This is a genomic window from Streptococcus pseudopneumoniae, assembly GCF_001074975.1.
Taxonomy (GTDB): Bacteria; Bacillota; Bacilli; order Lactobacillales; family Streptococcaceae; genus Streptococcus; species Streptococcus pseudopneumoniae_D.
The window spans coordinates 128,794-149,724 of record NZ_JUUO01000127.1; the positions used below are offsets into that span (position 1 = coordinate 128,794).

Consider the following 20,931-nt stretch of genomic DNA (forward strand, 5'->3'; position numbering starts at 1 on the left):
CCAAACTCATTTAAAGTCAATTGCAATATACTAAAACAAGCCTAATACTGTTCCATCGCTTTCAACATCCATGTTGAGGGCTGCTGGTCGTTTTGGAAGTCCAGGCATGGTCATGACATCACCAGTAAGAGCAACGATGAAGCCTGCACCTAATTTTGGTACCAATTCACGAATGGTAATTTCAAAGTTTTCAGGTGCTCCAAGTGCATTTGGATTGTCTGAAAAACTATATTGAGTTTTAGCCATACAGATTGGCAATTTGTCCCAACCATTCTGAACGATTTGAGCGATTTGCGTTTGAGCTTTCTTTTCGAAGTTTACTTTTGAACCACGGTAGATTTCAGTAACAATCTTTTCAATCTTTTCTTGGACAGAAAGGTCATTGTCATACAAACGTTTGTAGTTAGCTGGGTTTTCAGCGATAGTCTTGACAACCGTTTCAGCAAGAGTTACTCCACCTTCTGCACCATCAGCCCAGACACTTGCCAACTCAACTGGTACATCGATTGAGGCACAAAGTTCTTTTAAGGCTGCAATTTCAGCTTCTGTATCAGAAACAAATTCATTGATTGCTACAACTGCAGGTACTCCAAATTTACGAATATTTTCAACGTGGCGTTTCAAGTTAGCAAAACCTGCACGCACTGCTTCTACGTTTTCTTCAGTAAGAGCGTCTTTAGCCACACCACCGTTCATCTTAAGGGCACGAAGGGTTGCGACAATGACAACTGCATCTGGAGATGTTGGCAATTTTGGTGTCTTGATATCAAGGAATTTTTCAGCACCAAGGTCTGCACCAAAACCAGCTTCAGTAACTGTGTAATCAGCCAAGTGAAGGGCTGTTGTCGTCGCCAAGACAGAGTTACAGCCATGAGCAATATTTGCAAATGGACCACCGTGTACAAAGGCAGGTGTACCGTAAATTGTCTGAACTAGGTTCGGTTTAATAGCATCCTTCAAAATCAAAGCCAAGGCACCTTCAACCTGCAAATCACCTACAGAAACAGGTGTACGGTCATAGCGATAACCAATTACGATATTAGCCAAACGGCGTTTCAAGTCCTCGATATCCGTAGCCAAGCAAAGAATGGCCATGATTTCGGAAGCAACGGTAATATCAAAGCCATCCTCACGTGGAATACCGTTTAGAGGACCACCAAGTCCAACAGTCACATGGCGAAGAGCACGATCGTTCAAGTCAACGACACGTTTCCAGAGGATACGACGTTGGTCAATTCCAAGCTCATTCCCTTGGTGCAAGTGGTTGTCAATCAAGGCAGAAAGAGCATTGTTAGCAGTTGTAATGGCATGCATGTCTCCAGTGAAGTGAAGGTTGATGTCTTCCATTGGCAGCACTTGAGCATAACCACCACCAGCTGCACCACCCTTAATTCCCATTACTGGACCAAGAGATGGTTCGCGAATAGCAATCATGGTTTTCTTGCCAATCTTATTCAAGGCATCCGCAAGACCAATGGTAATGGTTGATTTTCCTTCACCTGCAGGTGTTGGGTTGATGGCAGTAACCAAAATCAATTTCCCAACTGGATTGCTCTCAACTGCACGAATTTTATCAAGGCTGAGCTTAGCCTTGTATTTTCCATACAACTCCAAATCGTCGTAAGAAATACCAAGTTTCTCTACAACATCAACAATTGGCTTCAACTCAATACTCTGTGCGATTTCAATATCTGTTTTCATTCAAAACTCCTCTAACCTCTTATATGATAATTCATTATAACACAAAACAAGATTTTTAACATCCCAAAACTCTCTAAACGTTCGTAAATATCCCTGTTTTTAAGGTTTTTAGAGTTCTTTCTTAAATTTTATATGGCTTTATAGTTTAAAACTATAGTAGATTCTTTTTATTTTCTATATATATTCAAGCGCTTTCTTTTGCTTATTATTTTTTTTTTGGTACAATAGTGCTATGAAAATTTTAGTTACATCGGGCGGTACCAGTGAAGCTATCGATAGCGTCCGCTCTATCACTAACCATTCTACAGGTCGCTTGGGGAAAATCATCACAGAAACCTTGCTTGCTGCAGGGCATGAAGTTTGTTTAATTACGACAAAACGAGCTCAGAAGCCAGAAGCTCACCCTAATCTAAGCATTCGAGAAATTACCAATACCAACGACCTTCTACTGGAAATGCAAGAACGGGTTGCAGATTATCAGATTTTGATTCACTCAATGGCGGTGTCCGACTACACTTCTGTTTATATGACAGGACTTGAGGAAGTTCAGGCTAGCTCCAATCTAGAAGAATTTTTAAGCAAGCAGAATCATCAGGCTAAGATTTCTTCAACCGACGAGGTTCAGGTCTTATTCCTGAAAAAAACACCCAAGATCATCTCTCTAGTCAAGGAATGGAATCCTGCTATTCATCTGATTGGTTTTAAACTACTAGTTGATGTATCTGAAAATCATCTAATTGACACTGCTAGAAACAGTCTTATCAATAATCAAGCAGACTTAATCATTGCAAATGACCAGACTCAAATTTCAACAGACAAGCATCGTGCTATCTTTGTTGAGAAAAATCAACTTCAATCAGTTAATACTAAGGAAGAAATTGCAGAACTCCTCCTTGAAAAAATTCAAGCCTACCATTCTTAGAAAGGAAAGATATGGCACATATTCTCTTGGCTGTAACAGGGTCAATCGCCTCTTACAAGTCGGCAGATTTAGTCAGTTCTCTAAAAAAACAAGGTCATCAAGTCACGGTTTTAATGACTCAGGCCGCTACAGAGTTTATCCAACCTTTGACACTACAGGTCTTATCACAGAATCCTGTCCACCTTGATGTGATGAAGGAACCCTATCCTAATCAGATTAATCATATCGAACTTGGAAAAAAGGCAGATTTATTTATCGTAGCCCCTGCAACAGCTAACACAATTGCAAAGCTAGCCCACGGCTATGCTGACAACATGGTAACCAGCATAGCTCTAGCCTTGCCCAAAAATATTCCTAAACTAATAGCTCCTGCTATGAATACAAAAATGTATGACCATCCGGCAACTCAGACTAATCTGAAAACATTAGAAACATACGGCTATCAGCTGATTGCTCCTAAAAAATCCCTACTAGCTTGTGGAGACCATGGACGAGGAGCTTTAGCTGACCTCACAATTATTTTAGAAAGAATAAAGGAAACTCTCGATGAAAAAACGCTCTAATATTGCACCTATTGCTATCTTTTTTGCAACCATGCTCGTTGTACACTTTATGAGCTCGCTTGCCTTTAACCTTTTTCCATTTCCAATCAAACCGACCATTGTTCATATTCCTGTCATTATTGCCAGCATTATCTACGGTCCACGAGTTGGGGTTACACTTGGATTTTTGATGGGACTTCTTAGCTTGACAGTTAATACGATTACGATTCTACCTACAAGCTATCTCTTCTCACCATTTGTACCAAACGGAAACATCTACTCAGCTATCATTGCCATCGTCCCACGTATTTTGATTGGTTTAACTCCGTATCTAGTCTATAAACTAATGAAAAACAAGACTGGTCTGATTTTAGCTGGTGCCCTTGGCTCACTTACCAACACAGTCTTTGTACTTGGTGGAATTTTCTACCTTTTTGGAAATGTTTTTGATGGTAATATCCAAAAACTCCTAGCAACTGTTATCTCAACAAATTCGATTGCCGAATTAGTCATTTCCGCAGTTCTAACCCTAGCCATTGTTCCAAGATTACAAACTTTGAAGAAATAAAAACAATCTCCGCTTTCAAGCTTGAAGGTGGAGATTTTGTTCTATATTTTTTTATATTTAGTGAAAATTTTACCAGTATAATAGATTGAAATAAGATACCAACAAATAGATTAGGGAATTCAAATTAATTTCTAGAAATATTTTAGGATTCATGATGTACTATGCCAGTTTCAAACTACGATATTTATACTCAATGAAAATCAAAAAGCAAACTAGGAAGATAGCCGCAGGTTGCTCAAAACACGGTTTTGAGGTTGCAGACGGAAGCTGACGTGGTTTGAAGAGGTTTTCGAAGAGTATTAACTTAAAAATGGCCTATAAACCTAAGTAAATCCTTGCTTTATTGTCTTGTTTATAGTACTATACTAGTGTATATACAGTTAAAAAGGAGATTCTTATGAATACACGGAAAAAGACACAATTTATGACAATGACAGCCCTTTTAACGGCTATTGCGATTTTGATTCCAATTGTTATGCCCTTTAAGATTGTCATTCCACCTGCTTCTTACACTTTGGGGAGTCACATCGCTATTTTTATCGCTATGTTCTTATCGCCCTTGATGGCAATTTTTGTTATCCTAGCCTCAAGTTTTGGATTTTTGATGGCTGGCTATCCCATGGTTATCGTTTTTCGAGCTTTTTCCCATATCTTTTTTGGGACTTTGGGAGCTCTTTACCTACAAAAATTCCCCGATACACTAGATAAACCAAAATCTTCCTGGATTTTCAACTTTGTTTTAGCTGTCGTTCATGCCCTTGCTGAAGTATTGGCCTGTGTTGTTTTTTACGCAACTTCCGGTACCAATGTAGAAAATATGTTTTATGTTCTATTTGTACTAGTTGGATTTGGCACAATTATCCATAGTATGGTAGACTATACATTAGCACTAGCTGTCTATAAAGTGCTTCGAAAACGCCGTTAAAAGGAAAAGCTATGACAAAAGATCGCAAACAAGCCCTTCTCCAACTCTTGAAAGAAGCTCCTAAAGCCCTCAATGGCCAAAGTTTAGCTGAACATTTTCATGTTACACGCCAGGTCATTGTACAGGACATTGCAATTTTAAGAGCCGATGGCGCTCCTATCCTATCCACTAATCGTGGCTACATCTATAAGCAAATTGAAACCAATCCTTATGTTCACAAACTTTTCAAAGTGAAACATGAAGTTGAAGAAATCGGTCAAGAACTCCTTGCTATCGTTGATAATGGTGGACGTGTTCAAAATACCTTGATTGACCATCCCGTTTATGGAGAAATCGAAACCTTGCTGAAACTGTCTTGTCGCAGAGATGTGCAACATTTTCTAGAACAAGTCGAGCATTCAGATTTTAGACCTCTGTCTGAATTGACAGATGGCATCCATTACCACCTAGTCGAAGCTGAAACACAGCAAGACCTCCGCTATATCGAGGAGGCCTTGGATCAACTTGGTTACTTAGTAAAAGACTAGAAGATTTTCTTCTCCCAGCCATCTTCTATACGATGACGGTAGAAAAATTCAGATTTGTCCGGAGCTTCCATCATCTCCATCAAAGGTAGCATATCATAGGCCAGATCCAAGTTTGGAATCTGGTCTTTTTGAATCCAATAGCTCAAATAGTAACAATGATATTTAAAAACCACATTGAATGAAAATTAACAACTACTTGCTTACTAAAAATATATCACCAGTTATGTTGATCAACATTATCCTTAGTCACAAGATAAATTGGAGAAACTGTTTCTTTTTCCAGTTTTTTCCCTTGATAATGATCTATTGCTGATTGAATAGCAATTTCACCCATCTTAGCTGGTTGCTGAGCAATAGTGGCAGTAATATCACCTTTTGCAATAGCATCATGTGCATCTGGTTGACCATCAATACCAACAATTAATACATTGCTAAGACCAGCTGCTTTTACTGCTTGTGCAGCTCCTAACGCCATCTCATCATTCTGTGCAAAGATTGCTTGCACTTCTTTGTTTCCTTGAATCATATTTTGCGCTGTATTCAAAGCTTTTGCGCGGTCAAAATTAGCGGATTGACTAGAAAGAACATCTAAATTTGTCTTTGAAATTTGTTCAAATCCTTTACCTCTATCTACAGTTGCAGAAGCGCCAGGGACTCCTGATAATTCAAAAGTTTTTGCTTTTTCTCCCAATTGCTTGGTAATAAATTCTGCAGCCATTTTACCTGCTTCTACGTTATCAGAAGCAACAGTTGTCAAGACTTCACCTCCATTACTACCGCGGTCAATTAAGATTACCGGAATATTTGCATTATTAGCAGCTTTAATAGATGTAACAATTGCATCAGAATCAACTGGATTAATTAGTAAAGCATCAACATTTTGACTAATAAAATTTTGAATATCATCTGCTTGTCTAGCAGCATCATCTTGTGCATCTGCTATCTTCAAAGTTACTTCTTTTTCTCTTGCGGCTTTTTCAAGACCATCTTTCATAGCTACAAAATAGGGATTGTTAGTAGTCGAAATAGAAACTCCTAATTTTAATTCTTTTGCCGACTTTTGAATCGTAGATTTATTATCATTTGATGAATTTCCTAAACCAGTTTTTCCACAAGCTACTAAAGCAAAAATAAATGTTACAAACAAAGCAAAAATGCTAATTTTTTTAATATTTTTCATGTTATTACTCCTCGTAATATATATCTATAGGGATAGTTTCAATCCCGATTATTGTACGTCATCTAATAAATTGTTACTATTTCCAAAAAAATTGAAAATTATTCTACTGTTTTACAACTTTAAAACGATCAATCAGAACAGCAATTAAGATTACAACTCCTTTTACTACTTGTTGCCAAAATGCTGAAACACCGATAATATTAAGTCCATTATTCAAAACCCCAATAATTAAAGCACCTATTAAGGTCCCCAGTATGCGACCTTTACCTCCTGATAAAGAGGTTCCCCCAAGAACAACAGCTGCAATAGCATCCATTTCATAACTAGCACCTGCTGTTGGTTGAGCAGAACTTAAGCGTGATGTTATAATCAATCCAGAAATTGAAGCCATAATACCTGAAATTGAATAAATGATAATTTTCACTTTATTTAGTTTCACACCTGATATATATGCTGCTTTTTCATTCCCCCCTATAGCATACACAGATTTACCAAATGCTGTTTTATGAAGTAAAACATATAAAACAATAAATACAATAAACATAATAATTACAGGAAATGGAATTCCGACTATATAACCTTGCCCCAAAAATTGAAATAAGAATGTATCACTTAATCCTTTTGTGATAGGATTCCCATTTGTATAAACAAGTGTTGCGCCTCTAAAAATAGTCATAGTTGCTAAAGTAACGATAAATGGAGCTAATTTCCCGTAGGAAATCAATAAACCATTCATCATCCCCAGAATGCAACCCAAAATTAAAGAGATGAGAATTGCTAACGTAACAGGCATTCCAGATCCTAATAGGCCAGCGGTTAGCGCACTGGATAAGGCTAAAATTGATCCAACTGATAAATCAATTCCACCTGTTAGAATAACAAAGGTCATTCCAAAAGCGATCAGTGCATTTGATGTTACTTGCAATAGTAAATTTAACAGATTATTTGCTGTTAAAAAATTTGAATTGATAATAGTGATGACAGCCATTAAAATTATCAATGCTATTACTGTTGTCAATTCTGACATATACTTCATAGTATTTTTCACACTATTGTCCTCCTGTGGCTAGTTGCATAACTTTTTCTTGTGTAGCTTCTTGACGTGTTAATTCTCCACTAATTCTTCCTTCATGCATGACCATAATGCGATCACTGACTCCGATCACTTCTGGTAAATCTGAAGATACCATAATAATCGGCACACCTCGTTCAGCCAATTCATTCATTAATTGGTAAATTTCACGCTTAGCACCAACATCTACCCCACGAGTTGGCTCATCTAGAATCAGTACTTTTGGAGCAATACCTATCCATTTTGCTAAAACTACTTTCTGTTGATTACCACCAGAAAGTGTCCCAACTTCCTTATCTGGATAACCTGATTTAATTCGTAGCCTATCAATTAAACGTTGTACAAATATATCACTTGTTTTATTATCAAAAATGCCATTTTTAACAAAATCACGAGTACTAGGTAAAGTTATATTATCTTTAATAGAAAAATCTAAAATCAATCCCTCATCTTTACGATCTTCTGTTAAGAAACCAATTCCATGCTTAATTGCTTCAAAAGGATTTTTAATTATCAGTTCTTCTTCATTTATTATAATTTGACCAGATTTTAAAGAATCAATTCCAAAAATTGCTCTCATTATTTCAGTACGACCAGCACCCATCAAACCAGAAAAACCAAGAATTTCCCCTTGACGTACATAGAAAGAAATATCCGTAAAAGCATCACCAGAAAGATTCTTAGCTTGAAAAACAATATTCCCAATCTCAGCCTTTTTTTCTGGATAATAATCTTCTAATTCACGCCCCACCATCTTTTGAACTAATTCATCCGCATTAGTTAACTTCGTTCTCTTGGTATCAATTACAAACCCATCCCTCATAACAGTTATAAGATCTGTAATCTTAAAGATTTCTTCCATCCGATGTGAAATATACACAATACCTACACCATCAGATTTTAATCCTTCTATCACTTTAAAAAGTGTTTCAGTTTCACGATCAGTTAAAGCTGCTGTGGGTTCATCCATAATTAACAAGGAAACTTCTGATAATAAACATTTTGCTATTTCTATCATTTGTTGTTGTCCGACTGATAATTGACCAATGATTGCATCGAGAGGAATAGAGATATTAAGACGTTTAAATGCTTCTTTAGCTTTCCTTTCCATACTAGCTTTATCTAGAAACCCAATCGAATTTTTAATTTCTCTTCCTAAAAAAAGATTATCAAGTACAGTCATATCTGGCCAAGTATTCATTTCTTGATGAATAAAACTCAGTCCAAACCGTTCTGCCTCTTGAGGATTAGAAAATGTTTTTTCTTTTCCATCAATAAAAATAGTTCCTGAAGTAGCTGGAAAAAGTCCAGTTAAAATATTCATTAAGGTTGATTTGCCTGCACCATTCTCTCCCATTAAAGCATGAACTTCTCCTGAATTAAGAACCAAATCAATACTTTCTAAAACACGATTATTCCCAAAAGATTTTGAAATATTCTTCATTTCAATTTTCATAGGCAACTCCCTTCTAAATAATAACTCCTGATTGCAAGATTATATTCGAATATGGTGTATCTTCCCCAGTGCGAATAACTGCCTTAACTGTAGTATTCATAGCTTTCAATTCTTCATGACTAATATATTCAATAATTATATTCGATCCTAAAAGATCTAGAACTGCTTGCCACTGTTCTTTGTTTTTTTCCTTAATTTCTTCTGCTAAGAAAATTTTTTCAATAAGTACATGATCTGAATATTCTTTTAAAACTTCTAAAAAACTTGGACTACCTTTTCTTAATGCTAAATCAATTTTATCAATACCTTTTGGAACTGGCAATCCTAAATCTCCAATACAAACCAAATCCATATGACCTAAATCATCAGCTAGTTTTGCTATATTACTATTTAAAATCCCATATTTCTTCATATCCTGGATGCTCCTTTATTTCTTTCAAACTCGGCATGCCACCTTGCGCTCCAAATCTTTGAACAGAAAGATGTGAAGCAATCGTTGCAAAGGACAATGCAACATTCATCTCTTTTCCTTTTGAGACAGCATAAGCAAAAGCACCATTAAACGTATCTCCTGCTCCTGTAGTATCAACTACTTCTGCTTTTATAGCAGGAATCTTCTGAACTGCTGCCCCATCATAATAAATAGAACCTTCAACTCCTAATGTCACAATCATTTTATTAGGATAAATTTTAATAATTTCTTCTAATTTCTTATCTGGAAAAAGCTCTGAACATTCATGCTCATTAGGAGTAATAAAATCACAAAAAGGAATCATCTCTATATCTGTTTCTCTAGCTGGTGCAGGATTGTAAAGTACCTTAACTTTATTTTCTTGACAAAATTTAGCTATAGATAGGTTGGCTTCATGTGGTATTTCATTCTGTAATACAACAATACTTGCATCACTAATCAATTCCCACTCATTTTTCCAATCATTTGTTTTAACTAAATTATTCGCTCCGGGATAATAAATAATTCTATTATCACCTCCATATAAAGTAATTTGTGCAACTCCTGTAGATTGTGGTACCGTTCCCACATGTTCTGTAGAAATATTATTATTTTGCAGATTACTTAGTAAATCTGCTGAAAAAATATCTTCTCCGACGTTTCCAAATATGTAAATATTATCTTCTACACTGGATAATCTACCAATAGCTACAGCTTGATTTGCACCTTTTCCACCCGGAACTATATTAAATGAATCCCCAAAAATCGTTTCACCTCCTTCTGGAATCCTTTTTGTTCTCATAACTAAGTCCATTGAAATACTTCCAACAACAACAATTTTACTCATTACTTTCTCCTTAATGTATTTCTTTCTACGTATCTAACAGGTAGTTTAATTTTAGCTTCATCTATAGAGAACTTATTTGCCATATTATAGATTAGCTTTGCAGCCTGTTCTCCCATTTTATATGATGATTGGTGAATAGTTGATAAAGAAGGATAAATAAATTGACTAAGTACAATATCATCATAACCAATGATTTGAATATCATCTGGGATTTTTTTACCAATTGCTAAAATTTCATGAATATAAGCTATCGCATGAATATCAGAAGGCGCTATAATACTATCAATATTTGGATTTCTTTTTAGATTCTCTTTAGCTTCTGTTTGAATTTTTTCAAACTCAAATGTTTCACTTTCTTCAATACGAATCTCTAAAGATTTATTCCTCAAATAGTTTAAACTTGCTTCAAATCGTTCCGCAATGTTCTCAGCTTTATCATCTAAAACTTTAATAATCATAACTTGCTTAGCGCCAGCATTCCAAATTGCTTTAGCAGCCAAACGTCCACCCAACTGATTATCAGAAAAGACACCGTAACCTGTATCTTTACTAATCCGGTCAACCACAACGACAGGTAACGTCAGATTTGGAAATTCCTTTGTAAAGTCAAGTGTCGTTATAATACCAGCTGCATTTGTTTTTAACAAAAGGTTTATATATTCTTCTAACGAATCATGATCTGAAATAGTACCAACCATAATCCTATAACCTTTATCTTTCAAATATGATTCAGCTCCTCGAACCAATCTTGGGAAGAAGGGATTAGAAATATCTGGCAATAAGAGTCCTACCATTTGATTTTTTTTAGTTTTCAAAGATTGTGCTAATACATTCGGCGTGTAATTTAATTTCTTGATAGCATTTTTTATCTTTTCTCTAGCATCATCTCCGACATAGCCTTTTTTCGAAATATATCTTGAAACTGTTGATTTTGATACTCCAGCTTCTTCAGCAACCTGTTTTATTGTAGTCATCACTCCTCCTTCTTACGTTGTGGAACCGTTCCCTTATTTATATAGTAAGCGTTTTCTTTTATTTTGTCAATACTTTTTTAGAAATATTTTAAATTTATTTCAGAGTACACATGTTTTTACTAATATCCTATTACTATTAGATACGAAACACAACAAGACCTCCACTATATTGAGGAGGCCTTGGATCAGCTAGGTTATTTAGTAAAAGACTAGAAGATTTTCTTCTCCCAATCATCTTCTGTACGGCGAGGGTAGAAAAACTCTGATTTGTCAGGAGCTTCCATCATCTCCATCAAGGGTAACATATCATAGGCCAGATCCAAGTTTGGAATCTGGTCTTTTTGCACCCAAGAAACTTCTCCTTCATCTGAAGAGCGAAGGCTACCAGAGAACTCAGTCGCCTTATAACAAATGACAATATAGCGCCCACCTGTATCTAGTGGCCAATTTTTAATGCCGACAAGTTGAGGATTTTGGATAGTCAATCCTGTTTCTTCGTAGATTTCACGAATGACAGACTCCGCAAAAGCCTCACCATTTTCAACATGACCTCCAGGAAAGGCATAACCAGACCAGCGATTTGTTTCAGGAGAGCGATACTGCATAACCACGCGCTGAGTTTCGGGGTCTTCAATCAGACAAATGTTTGTTAAAATTGTTAATTGGGAACGGGACATATTTTCTCCTTTAGATACTATTCTAATCCAACGCCTTGACTTCCAGCATCATATCACGAATCTGAGCTGCGAGTTCAAAGTCAAGCACTTCGACAGCTTCTTGCATTTGTTTTTCTAGTTTCTTGACGAGGTCTTTGCGTTCTTGTTTATTAAGGCTATTAATATCGACTTCCTTGTCCTCTTCCTTAGCAACTGCCTTGGTCACGGCAATAAGATCACGGATTTCTTTCTTGATGGTTTGAGGTACGATACCATGCTCTTCATTATAAGCCATCTGGATTTTCCGACGGCGGGCAGTTTCATCAATGGCACGTTGCATAGACTGAGTCATCGTGTCCGCATACATGATGACATGTCCTTCGCTGTTACGGGCAGCACGTCCAATAGTTTGGATTAAGCCACGTTCGTTACGGAGGAAGCCTTCCTTGTCAGCATCTAGAATGGCTACGAGACTCACTTCAGGTACGTCAATCCCTTCACGGAGCAGGTTAATTCCGACCAAGACATCAAAGACACCCAAGCGCAGATCACGGATAATCTCCGTCCGTTCCAAGGTCTTGATATCCGAGTGCATGTACTTGACCTTGATACCCATTTCCTTGAAGTAGTCGGTCAAGTCCTCTGCCATTTTCTTAGTCAAAGTGGTGATAAAGGTTCGTTCATTCTTTTCAACACGGGCATTGATTTCACCCAAAAGGTCATCAATCTGTCCCATAGTCGGACGGACTTCTACCTCTGGATCCAAGAGTCCTGTTGGACGAATGATTTGCTCAATCACTGTCTCGGTCTGTTCATTTTCATAGTCACCAGGTGTCGCTGAAACGTAAACAATCTGATGAACGTGACTCTCAAACTCCTCCCGACGGAGAGGACGATTGTCCAAAGCTGATGGCAAACGGAAACCATAATTAACCAGCATTTCCTTACGCGAACGGTCACCATTGTACATACCTTTGATTTGTCCCATAGTCATATGACTCTCGTCAATCATAATCAAGAAATCATCTGGAAAGAAGTCGAGAAGCGTATAAGGTGGCTCACCTTCGCTACGGCCATCCATATGGCGTGAATAGTTTTCAACCCCATTTGTATAGCCCATCTCGCGCAGCATTTCGATATCGTACTCTGTCCGCTGCTTCAAACGCTGAGCTTCAAGTAATTTGCCTTCCTTCTCAAAGACAGCTAACTGCTCCTCCAACTCTGCCTGAATCTTGGCAATAGCCACTTCCATATGGTCGTCATTGGTCACAAAGTGAGTAGCTGGGAAAATCGCCAAATGATCCACTTCTCCCAATACCTGGCCTGTCAGAGCCTCAACCTCACGGATACGGTCAATCTCGTCTCCGAAAAACTCCACTCGAAAGGCATGTTCATCACGGGAAGCAGGGAAAATCTCCACTACATCCCCACGCACACGAAATCTTCCCCGTTGGAAATCAATATCATTACGTTCAAACTGGATATCAACCAAGTCATTCAAGAGTTTATCACGAGAAATTTCAAGACCTGGACGGAGACTAACGACACTATCAGCGTATTCCTTGGGCGAACCCAAACCATAGATACAAGAGACAGAAGCCACAACAATGACATCATTACGCTCCAAAAGAGCCGAAGTCGCTGAGTGGCGGAGTTTATCAATCTCGTCATTGACAGAGCTGTCCTTCTCAATATAGGTATCACTAGAAGGAACATAGGCCTCTGGCTGGTAATAATCATAGTAAGACACAAAATACTCAACAGCATTCTCAGGGAAAAATTCCTTAAACTCCCCATAGAGCTGTCCTGCCAGAGTCTTATTGTGGGCGATGACCAGAGTGGGTTTATTGACTTTGGAAATGACCTGACTCATGGTATAGGTCTTCCCTGTACCAGTCGCCCCCATCAGAATCTGAGCTTTTTCGCCCCCCTCGATATTATCAACCAACTGCTCGATAGCTTGGGGTTGGTCTCCTGATGGTTCATATTTTGATACTAGTTTAAATTGATTGTCTGTAATGCGATTGATCATAAGAATCCTCTCTCCATGTGCTATTCCTATTTTAGCATACTTGTAACATTTTCACGAAGAAAAGGACGGACCGAAGTCACATCCTTTCATTTTCTTTCTTTAATTGATAAGCGAGATAGACAATCAGCAGTAGCAAGATCAGACTTGTCATGATAGATCCTTCTATCCCAAAAGAGCCACCTGATAGCCAATCTTGATTACCTTGTGGTAAAAAGGTCATCAAAGACGTTCCTGACGGCTGACCACTAACTAAAATCCCAAAAAGATTTCCCTGAGCAAAATTCCAAGCCCCATGAATACCTGCTACACCCCAAACTGTATCTGTTTTGAGGAGGTAAAGTGACATGGCAACTCCGAATAAAAAGAGATTCACTAGAGATAGAGGGGTGAGACCAGAATTTCCCGCATGAAGCAGGGTAAAGAACAGGCTAGATATAAGAACAGCTAGTTTTAGATTGGTTCTTGAGGCCAATTGAGGAAGGAGCCAAGCACGGGCCACCACTTCTTCTGTTGTCCCCTGTAAAATCCAAAATGGAACGGTAAAAATGACAAAGGCTAGCGAATAAGGATTCAAGTGAATGGACTCAAAACGATATTGCCCTAATGCTACTAAACCTAACAAGGTCAGAAGAAAAAGTGCCAGACCTATACCAAATCCTTTAAGAAGATTGCTGAAGAAATTCTCTCTATAAAATCCCAAGGTTCGAATAGGTCTTTTCTCAACTTTTCTAGTCCATCTGAACACAGTGTTGAGTATAAAACCAAAAGCCAGTAAATCTAAAATTAAATGAAAGTCACTTGTTTTATCCATCAAGTTTTGCTCCAAAGTCTGCAAGTAGGTTGCAAGATTTTGACCAGCCTCTCCAAAATTTCTAGCAAGTCCGATGAGAGCTAACAAACTAATACCATACAGAGTATAAGCCACAAACTCTCCTATGAAGACAAAAGCAAAGGCTAACAAGGGGCTTGTGTAAAGGTTTAACCGCATTTTGGAAGCTTGGAAGTCTTTAAATATTCTTTTGTTCTTCATATTACTGTCCTGTTTTCTTCTACTATATACTATTATTATAGCACTTTATAGTAGCAATTCAAGAAGGAAAAGAAAATATGGATGTTATATTTTCTAACACGAAAATATAAAAATTTGCCTTTTTTTACTTTTTCTGATATAATGGGAAAATATTCGGAAAAGGAGACTAAAAATGAAGAAAAAATTTCTAGCATTTTTGCTAATTTTATTCCCAATTTTCTCATTAGGTATTGCGAAAGCTGAAACGATTAAGATTGTTTCTGATACCGCCTATGCACCTTTTGAGTTTAAAGATTCAGATCAAACTTATAAAGGAATTGATGTTGATATTATCAACAAAGTCGCTGAGATTAAAGGATGGAACATTCAGATGTCTTATCCTGGATTTGACGCAGCGGTCAATGCGGTTCAAGCTGGTCAAGCTGACGCTATCATGGCAGGAATGACAAAGACTAAAGAACGTGAAAAAGTCTTCACCATGTCTGATACTTATTATGATACAAAAGTTGTCATTGCAACTACAAAGGCACATAAGATTAGTAAATATGACCAATTAACTGGCAAAACCGTTGGTGTTAAAAACGGAACTGCTGCTCAACGTTTTCTTGAAACAATCAAAGATAAATACGGCTTTACTATTAAAACATTTGACACTAGTGATTTGATGAACAACAGCTTAAGTGCTGGTGCAATTGATGCCATGATGGATGACAAACCTGTTATCGAGTATGCCATTAACCAAGGTCAAGACCTCCATATCGAAATGGATGGGGAAGCTGTAGGGAGTTTTGCTTTCGGTGTTAAAAAAGGAAGCAAATACGAGCACCTAGTTACTGAATTTAACCAAGCCTTGGCTGAAATGAAAAAAGATGGTAGTCTTGATAAAATCATCAAGAAATGGACTGCTTCATCATCTTCAGCAGTTCCAACTACAACTACTCTAGCGGGCTTAAAAGCCATTCCTGTTAAAGCTAAATACATCATTGCCAGCGATTCTTCTTTTGCACCTTTTGTTTTCCAAAATTCAAGCAACCAATACACTGGTATTGATATGGAATTGATTAAGGCAATCGCTAAAGACCAAGGTTTTGAAATTGAAATCATCAACCCTGGTTTCGATGCCGCTATTAACGCTGTCCAAGCTGGTCAAGCAGATGGTATCATTGCTGGTATGTCTGTCACAGATGCTCGTAAGGCGACTTTTGATTTCTCAGATTCATACTACACTGCAAACACAATCCTCGGCGTCAAAGAATCAAGTACCATTGCTTCTTATGAAGATTTGAAAGGGAAGACGGTTGGTGTTAAAAACGGAACTGCTTCTCAAACCTTCCTAACAGAAAATCAAAGCAAATACGGTTATCAAATTAAAACCTTCGCTGATGGTTCATCAATGTATGATAGTTTAAACACTGGTGCCATTGATGCTGTTATGGATGATGAACCTGTTCTCAAATATTCTATCAGCCAAGGTCAAAAATTGAAAACACCAATCCCTGGAAGTCCAATCGGAGAAACAGCCTTTGCCGTTAAAAAAGGCACAAATCCAGAATTGATTGAAATGTTCAACAACGGACTTGCAAACCTTAAAGCAAACGGAGAATTCCAAAAGATTCTTGATAAATACCTAGCTAGCGAATCTTCAACTACTTCAACAAGCACTGTTGACGAAACAACTATCTGGGGCTTGCTTCAAAACAACTACAAACAACTCCTTAGCGGGCTTGGTATCACTCTTGCTCTAGCTCTTATCTCATTTGCTATTGCTATTGTTATCGGGATTATCTTCGGTATGTTTAGCGTTAGCCCATACAAATCTCTTCGTGTGATCTCTGAGATTTTCGTTGACGTTATCCGTGGTATTCCTTTGATGATTCTTGCAGCCTTCATCTTCTGGGGAATTCCAAACTTCATCGAGTCTATCACAGGCCAACAAAGTCCAATTAACGACTTCGTAGCTGGTACTATCGCCCTCTCACTCAATGCAGCGGCTTATATCGCTGAAATCGTTCGTGGTGGTATTCAGGCCGTTCCAGTTGGTCAAATGGAAGCTAGCCGAAGCTTGGGTATCTCTTATGGAAAAACCATGCGTAAGATTATCTTGCCACAAGCAACTAAATTGATGTTGCCAAACTTTGTTAACCAATTCGTTATCGCTCTTAAAGATACAACCATCGTTTCTGCTATCGGTTTGGTTGAACTCTTCCAAACTGGTAAGATTATCATTGCCCGTAACTACCAAAGTTTCAAGATGTATGCAATCCTTGCTATCTTCTATCTTGTAATTATCACACTTTTGACTAGACTAGCGAAACGCTTAGAAAAGAGGATTCGTTAATGGCAAAATTAAAAATTGATGTAAATGACTTACATAAGCAATATGGAAAAAATGAGGTTTTAAAAGGAATCACGACTAAATTCTATGAAGGAGATGTTGTTTGTATCATCGGCCCTTCAGGTTCTGGTAAATCAACCTTCCTCCGTAGCCTCAATCTTCTCGAAGAAGTTACTAGTGGTCACATCACTGTGAACGGCTATGATTTAACTGAAAAAACAACCAACGTTGACCACGTTCGTGAAAATATCGGAATGGTGTTCCAACACTTCAACCTCTTCCCTCATATGTCTGTTTTGGACAACATCACCTTTGCTCCTATTGAGCACAAGTTGATGACTAAGGAAGAAGCTGAGAAATTAGGAATGGAGTTGCTTGAAAAGGTTGGTCTAGCAGATAAAGCTAATGCCAACCCAGATAGCCTATCAGGTGGTCAAAAGCAACGTGTAGCCATCGCTCGTGGACTAGCAATGAATCCAGACATCATGCTCTTCGATGAACCTACTTCTGCCCTTGACCCTGAGATGGTTGGAGACGTACTGAACGTTATGAAGGAATTGGCTGAGCAAGGTATGACCATGATTATCGTAACCCATGAGATGGGATTTGCTCGTCAGGTTGCTAACCGCGTTATCTTTACTGCAGATGGTGAATTCCTTGAAGACGGAACACCTGACCAAATCTTTGACAACCCACAACACCCACGTCTGAAAGATTTCTTAGACAAGGTCTTAAACGTCTAAACTCAAACTGTAAGGATTTCCTTGCAGTTTTTTTCTATCTCGTATTGGATTTTTTGATTTTTCGGAAAATTATGTTAGAATTAAGTTTATGAAATGAGATTTCCTCATACCTAGCAAGACTAGGAATAAAAATAGAAATTAGGTAGCTAGATGTCATCTAAGGTTATTGTTACAATTTTCGGTGCGAGTGGAGACCTGGCTAAACGCAAGCTCTACCCTTCCCTTTTTAGACTATATAAATCCGGCAATCTTTCCGAGCACTTTGCAGTTATTGGAACTGCCCGTCGTCCTTGGAGCAAGGAATATTTTGAATCTGTTGTAGTCGAATCTATCCTTGATTTGGCAGATAGTACCGAACAGGCTCAAGAGTTCGCTAGCCACTTCTACTATCAAAGTCATGATGTCAATGATACAGAGCACTACATTGCTTTACGTCAATTGCAGGCTGAACTAAATGACAAATATCAAGCTGAACACAACAAGCTCTTCTTCTTGTCTATGGCGCCTCAGTTCTTTGGAACTATTGCCAAACATCTCAAGTCTGAAAACATTGTAGATGGTAAAGGTTTTGAACGTTTAATCGTTGAGAAACCATTTGGTACAGATTACGCAACTGCAAGCAAGTTGAATGACGAACTCCTAGCAACATTTGACGAAGAACAAATTTTCCGTATCGACCATTATCTTGGTAAGGAAATGATCCAAAGCATCTTTGCAGTTCGCTTTGCAAACTTGATTTTTGAAAATGTTTGGAACAAGGACTTTATCGACAATGTTCAAATTACCTTTGCGGAGCGCTTAGGTGTTGAAGAACGCGGTGGCTACTATGATCAATCTGGTGCCCTCCGCGACATGGTACAAAACCATACACTACAACTTCTTTCTCTGCTTGCCATGGACAAACCAGCAAGCTTCACAAAAGACGAGATTCGTGCTGAAAAGATTAAGGTCTTTAAAAACCTCTATCACCCAACTGATGAAGAACTTAAAGAACACTTTATCCGTGGGCAATACCGCTCTGGTAAGATTGATGGTATGAAGTATATCTCTTACCGTAGTGAGCCAAATGTGAATCCAGAATCTACAACTGAAACCTTTGCATCTGGTGCCTTCTTTGTAGACAGTGATCGATTCCGTGGTGTTCCTTTCTTCTTCCGTACAGGTAAACGACTGACTGAAAAAGGAACTCATGTCAACATCGTCTTTAAACAAATGGATTCTATCTTTGGAGAACCACTTGCTCCAAATATTTTGACTATCTATATCCAACCAACAGAAGGTTTCTCTCTTAGCCTAAATGGGAAGCAAGTAGGAGAAGAGTTCAATTTGGTTCCTAACTCACTTGATTACCGTACAGATGCGACCGCTACTGGTGCTTCTCCTGAACCATACGAGAAATTGATTTATGATGTCCTAAATAACAATTCAACTAACTTTAGCCACTGGGATGAAGTTGGTGCGTCATGGAAATTGATTGACCGTATCGAAGAGCTCTGGGCTGAAAATGATGCCCCACTTCATGACTATAAAGCTGGAAGTATGGGACCTCAAGCCAGCTTTGACTTACTTGAAAAATTCGATGCCAAATGGACTTGGCAACCAGATATTGCCTATCGTCAAGATAGTCGCTTAGAATAAAAAAATTTCCTGCAAGTTTACGCCTTGCAGGATTTTTGCTTCTGATTAGATTAAGCCTTCCAAGAGACCTTTCATAAAGTTTTCTGAGTTAAACTCTCCAATATCATCGATTTTTTCACCAAAACCAATCAATTTTACAGGAATATTGAGTTCTTCTCGGATGGCTAGAACAACACCGCCTCGAGCTGTTCCATCAATCTTAGTCAAGACAATTCCTGTCAAAGGGGTAATTTTTGAAAATTCTTTGGCCTGTACAAGAGCATTTTGACCTGTTGATGCATCAAGAGCCAAGAAGGTTTCGTGGGGTGCTTCTGGCACAACACGTTTGATAATACGACCAATCTTTTCCAACTCAGCCATGAGGTTGTCCTTATTTTGCAGACGACCAGCAGTATCAATCATAAGAATATCGATACTTTCAGCGACAGCACGCTCCATGCCATCAAAGACTACACTGGCTGGGTCAGCTTTTTCAGGTCCAGTCACTACTGGAACATCTACACGTCGACCCCATTCAGCTAGCTGGGCTACTGCCCCTGCACGGAAGGTATCTGCCGCAACCAACATGACCTTCTTACCAGCTTGTTTGTAGCGGTGGGCTAATTTTCCGATAGAAGTTGTTTTCCCAACACCATTAACCCCCACAAAGAGCATGACTGTCAAGCCATCTTGGAAGTGAATACTTTCATCGTAGTTGCCATCCTTTTCATAAAGCTCAACCAATTTCTCAATGATGACACGGCGAAGTGCATCAGGTTTTTTGGCGTTTTCAAGCTTGGCTTCGTAGCGTAACTCCTCTGTTAAGTTAGAAGCGACCTGGACACCAACGTCACTCATAATCAGTAGTTCTTCCAGTTCCTCGAAAAATTCTTCATCAACAGAGCGGAAATTGGCAAAGAAGGCATTCAAACGAGCACCAAATCCTGTACGAGTTTTCTTGAGACTTCGGTCATATTTTTCCTGAACAGTTTCTTCTGCTTGAGGCCTTTCTGCTTCAAGAACTTCAAAACTATTTTCTTCTACAGTTTCTAGGAGCTCAGTATTATCTTCCTCTGCGACTTCTTGTGAGTTTGGAAATTCTTCTATTTCTTCTTGATGAACCTCAACGACTGGCTCTGAATCCGTACTTTCTTCAACTGTGACTTGGATTTTCTCTTCTTCAAACACAGCTTCTTCAGCAATTTCTGCTTCTTCCTGAGGAACTTCCTCAGCTTCTGTAAGGGTAGGCTCAACATCTTCAGACAAATCAAGATTTTCCAGAGCTTCTTTTACAACTTCTTTGATTTTAGGTTCTTCTTTTTTTCCGAATAGACGGTCAAATAATCCCATATC

The 20,931-nt window shown here is 38.3% G+C and carries 19 protein-coding genes and 2 pseudogenes; 9 read left to right on the top strand and 12 right to left on the bottom strand.

What is annotated here, in order from left to right; translation table 11 throughout:
* Positions 1-30: 30 nt before the first annotated feature.
* Positions 31-1,701 carry a formate--tetrahydrofolate ligase gene (locus tag ADI86_RS09050; RefSeq protein ID WP_049532672.1) on the bottom strand — a complete coding sequence of 557 codons (1,671 nt, stop codon included), beginning with the start codon at positions 1,699-1,701 and terminating at the stop codon, positions 31-33.
* Positions 1,702-1,933: 232 nt separating this feature from the next.
* On the opposite strand from ADI86_RS09050, the gene coaB reads away from it, so the two are divergent.
* From coaB to ADI86_RS09075, 5 genes are all read left to right on the top strand, one after another.
* A complete protein-coding gene (gene coaB, locus ADI86_RS09055) occupies positions 1,934-2,623 on the top strand; it encodes a phosphopantothenate--cysteine ligase (protein ID WP_049532673.1) in 690 nt (229 codons plus the stop codon).
* A gap of 11 nt (positions 2,624-2,634) precedes the next feature.
* Positions 2,635-3,186, top strand: coding sequence for a phosphopantothenoylcysteine decarboxylase (gene coaC / locus ADI86_RS09060; protein ID WP_049532674.1), 552 nt, complete (start codon positions 2,635-2,637; stop codon positions 3,184-3,186).
* On the top strand, positions 3,170-3,733 hold the full coding sequence (locus ADI86_RS09065; RefSeq protein WP_049532675.1) for an ECF transporter S component: 564 nt from the start codon (positions 3,170-3,172) through the stop codon (positions 3,731-3,733). Before coaC ends, ADI86_RS09065 begins: the two co-directional genes overlap by 17 nt.
* A 397-nt stretch (positions 3,734-4,130) precedes the next feature.
* Positions 4,131-4,658 (top strand): ECF transporter S component, encoded by a 528-nt coding sequence (locus ADI86_RS09070; RefSeq protein WP_049532676.1) that lies wholly within the window; start codon positions 4,131-4,133, stop codon positions 4,656-4,658.
* 11 nt (positions 4,659-4,669) lie between these two features.
* Positions 4,670-5,185, top strand: coding sequence for a transcription repressor NadR (locus ADI86_RS09075; RefSeq protein ID WP_000159184.1), 516 nt, complete (start codon positions 4,670-4,672; stop codon positions 5,183-5,185).
* On the opposite strand, the pseudogene ADI86_RS11435 reads toward ADI86_RS09075, so the two are convergent.
* The 7 genes and pseudogenes from ADI86_RS11435 to ADI86_RS09105 all read right to left on the bottom strand — a co-directional run.
* Positions 5,182-5,322 (bottom strand): annotated as a pseudogene (locus ADI86_RS11435) (NUDIX hydrolase); the annotation flags it as partial. The gene ADI86_RS09075 and the pseudogene ADI86_RS11435 sit on opposite strands and share 4 nt — an antisense overlap.
* 77 nt (positions 5,323-5,399) lie before the next feature.
* Positions 5,400-6,365 carry a substrate-binding domain-containing protein gene (locus ADI86_RS09080; RefSeq protein ID WP_000789621.1) on the bottom strand — a complete coding sequence of 322 codons (966 nt, stop codon included), beginning with the start codon at positions 6,363-6,365 and terminating at the stop codon, positions 5,400-5,402.
* Positions 6,366-6,468: 103 nt separating this feature from the next.
* Positions 6,469-7,413, bottom strand: coding sequence for an ABC transporter permease subunit (locus ADI86_RS09085; protein WP_004248623.1), 945 nt, complete (start codon positions 7,411-7,413; stop codon positions 6,469-6,471).
* A 1-nt stretch (position 7,414) separates the two neighbouring features.
* Complete coding sequence (locus tag ADI86_RS09090) at positions 7,415-8,893, bottom strand: sugar ABC transporter ATP-binding protein (protein WP_049532677.1); 1,479 nt, start codon at positions 8,891-8,893, stop codon at positions 7,415-7,417.
* Between the two features lie 13 nt (positions 8,894-8,906).
* Entirely contained in the window at positions 8,907-9,305 is a 399-nt protein-coding gene (rbsD, locus tag ADI86_RS09095; RefSeq protein ID WP_000759833.1) for a D-ribose pyranase, read from the bottom strand.
* Entirely contained in the window at positions 9,280-10,191 is a 912-nt protein-coding gene (gene rbsK / locus ADI86_RS09100; protein ID WP_000036807.1) for a ribokinase, read from the bottom strand. Before rbsK ends, rbsD begins: the two co-directional genes overlap by 26 nt.
* The gene (locus ADI86_RS09105; protein WP_000207599.1) at positions 10,191-11,165 is read right to left on the bottom strand and encodes a LacI family DNA-binding transcriptional regulator; all 975 of its coding nucleotides are present in this window, start codon (positions 11,163-11,165) and stop codon (positions 10,191-10,193) included. The genes rbsK and ADI86_RS09105 overlap by 1 nt, the downstream gene beginning before the upstream one ends.
* Positions 11,166-11,300: 135 nt before the next feature.
* Between ADI86_RS09105 and ADI86_RS11820 the strand changes: the two are divergent.
* Positions 11,301-11,378, top strand: a pseudogene (locus ADI86_RS11820) (DNA-binding transcriptional regulator); the annotation flags it as partial.
* Here the strand turns inward: ADI86_RS11820 and ADI86_RS09110 are convergent.
* The 3 genes from ADI86_RS09110 to ADI86_RS09120 all read right to left on the bottom strand — a co-directional run bounded on the left by ADI86_RS09110 (position 11,375) and on the right by ADI86_RS09120 (position 14,883).
* Complete coding sequence (locus ADI86_RS09110) at positions 11,375-11,842, bottom strand: 8-oxo-dGTP diphosphatase (RefSeq protein WP_000091556.1); 468 nt, start codon at positions 11,840-11,842, stop codon at positions 11,375-11,377. The pseudogene ADI86_RS11820 and the gene ADI86_RS09110 overlap by 4 nt on opposite strands.
* A gap of 22 nt (positions 11,843-11,864) precedes the next feature.
* Positions 11,865-13,853: an excinuclease ABC subunit UvrB gene (gene uvrB / locus ADI86_RS09115; RefSeq protein ID WP_000610420.1), complete on the bottom strand. Its 1,989-nt coding sequence runs from the start codon at positions 13,851-13,853 to the stop codon at positions 11,865-11,867.
* A 76-nt stretch (positions 13,854-13,929) separates the two neighbouring features.
* The gene (locus tag ADI86_RS09120) at positions 13,930-14,883 is read right to left on the bottom strand and encodes a CPBP family intramembrane glutamic endopeptidase (RefSeq protein ID WP_049532678.1); all 954 of its coding nucleotides are present in this window, start codon (positions 14,881-14,883) and stop codon (positions 13,930-13,932) included.
* A gap of 172 nt (positions 14,884-15,055) precedes the next feature.
* On the opposite strand from ADI86_RS09120, the gene ADI86_RS09125 reads away from it, so the two are divergent.
* The 3 genes from ADI86_RS09125 (at position 15,056) to zwf (ending at position 19,599) form a co-directional block, all read left to right on the top strand.
* Complete coding sequence (locus tag ADI86_RS09125) at positions 15,056-17,221, top strand: ABC transporter substrate-binding protein/permease (protein WP_049532680.1); 2,166 nt, start codon at positions 15,056-15,058, stop codon at positions 17,219-17,221.
* Positions 17,221-17,961, top strand: a complete 741-nt coding sequence (locus ADI86_RS09130; protein WP_049532681.1) for an amino acid ABC transporter ATP-binding protein — start codon at positions 17,221-17,223, stop codon at positions 17,959-17,961. The genes ADI86_RS09125 and ADI86_RS09130 overlap by 1 nt, the downstream gene beginning before the upstream one ends.
* A 150-nt stretch (positions 17,962-18,111) precedes the next feature.
* Complete coding sequence (zwf, locus tag ADI86_RS09135; protein WP_049532682.1) at positions 18,112-19,599, top strand: glucose-6-phosphate dehydrogenase; 1,488 nt, start codon at positions 18,112-18,114, stop codon at positions 19,597-19,599.
* A gap of 45 nt (positions 19,600-19,644) precedes the next feature.
* Here zwf and ftsY read toward each other — a convergent pair whose 3' ends face one another.
* Entirely contained in the window at positions 19,645-20,928 is a 1,284-nt protein-coding gene (gene ftsY / locus ADI86_RS09140; RefSeq protein WP_049532683.1) for a signal recognition particle-docking protein FtsY, read from the bottom strand.
* Positions 20,929-20,931 lie beyond the last annotated feature (3 nt).

What these genes read in the sequence shown, in the direction of transcription:
- ADI86_RS09050 (WP_049532672.1), bottom strand. Translation starts at nt 1,701, where the DNA reads ATGAAAACAGATATTGAAATCGCACAGAGTATTGAGTTGAAGCCAATT.
- coaB (WP_049532673.1), top strand. Translation starts at nt 1,934, where the DNA reads ATGAAAATTTTAGTTACATCGGGCGGTACCAGTGAAGCTATCGATAGC.
- coaC (WP_049532674.1), top strand. Translation starts at nt 2,635, where the DNA reads ATGGCACATATTCTCTTGGCTGTAACAGGGTCAATCGCCTCTTACAAG.
- ADI86_RS09065 (WP_049532675.1), top strand. Translation starts at nt 3,170, where the DNA reads ATGAAAAAACGCTCTAATATTGCACCTATTGCTATCTTTTTTGCAACC.
- ADI86_RS09070 (WP_049532676.1), top strand. Translation starts at nt 4,131, where the DNA reads ATGAATACACGGAAAAAGACACAATTTATGACAATGACAGCCCTTTTA.
- ADI86_RS09075 (WP_000159184.1), top strand. Translation starts at nt 4,670, where the DNA reads ATGACAAAAGATCGCAAACAAGCCCTTCTCCAACTCTTGAAAGAAGCT.
- ADI86_RS09080 (WP_000789621.1), bottom strand. Translation starts at nt 6,365, where the DNA reads ATGAAAAATATTAAAAAAATTAGCATTTTTGCTTTGTTTGTAACATTT.
- ADI86_RS09090 (WP_049532677.1), bottom strand. Translation starts at nt 8,893, where the DNA reads ATGAAAATTGAAATGAAGAATATTTCAAAATCTTTTGGGAATAATCGT.
- rbsD (WP_000759833.1), bottom strand. Translation starts at nt 9,305, where the DNA reads ATGAAGAAATATGGGATTTTAAATAGTAATATAGCAAAACTAGCTGAT.
- rbsK (WP_000036807.1), bottom strand. Translation starts at nt 10,191, where the DNA reads ATGAGTAAAATTGTTGTTGTTGGAAGTATTTCAATGGACTTAGTTATG.
- ADI86_RS09105 (WP_000207599.1), bottom strand. Translation starts at nt 11,165, where the DNA reads ATGACTACAATAAAACAGGTTGCTGAAGAAGCTGGAGTATCAAAATCA.
- ADI86_RS09110 (WP_000091556.1), bottom strand. Translation starts at nt 11,842, where the DNA reads ATGTCCCGTTCCCAATTAACAATTTTAACAAACATTTGTCTGATTGAA.
- uvrB (WP_000610420.1), bottom strand. Translation starts at nt 13,853, where the DNA reads ATGATCAATCGCATTACAGACAATCAATTTAAACTAGTATCAAAATAT.
- ADI86_RS09120 (WP_049532678.1), bottom strand. Translation starts at nt 14,883, where the DNA reads ATGAAGAACAAAAGAATATTTAAAGACTTCCAAGCTTCCAAAATGCGG.
- ADI86_RS09125 (WP_049532680.1), top strand. Translation starts at nt 15,056, where the DNA reads ATGAAGAAAAAATTTCTAGCATTTTTGCTAATTTTATTCCCAATTTTC.
- ADI86_RS09130 (WP_049532681.1), top strand. Translation starts at nt 17,221, where the DNA reads ATGGCAAAATTAAAAATTGATGTAAATGACTTACATAAGCAATATGGA.
- zwf (WP_049532682.1), top strand. Translation starts at nt 18,112, where the DNA reads ATGTCATCTAAGGTTATTGTTACAATTTTCGGTGCGAGTGGAGACCTG.
- ftsY (WP_049532683.1), bottom strand. Translation starts at nt 20,928, where the DNA reads ATGGGATTATTTGACCGTCTATTCGGAAAAAAAGAAGAACCTAAAATC.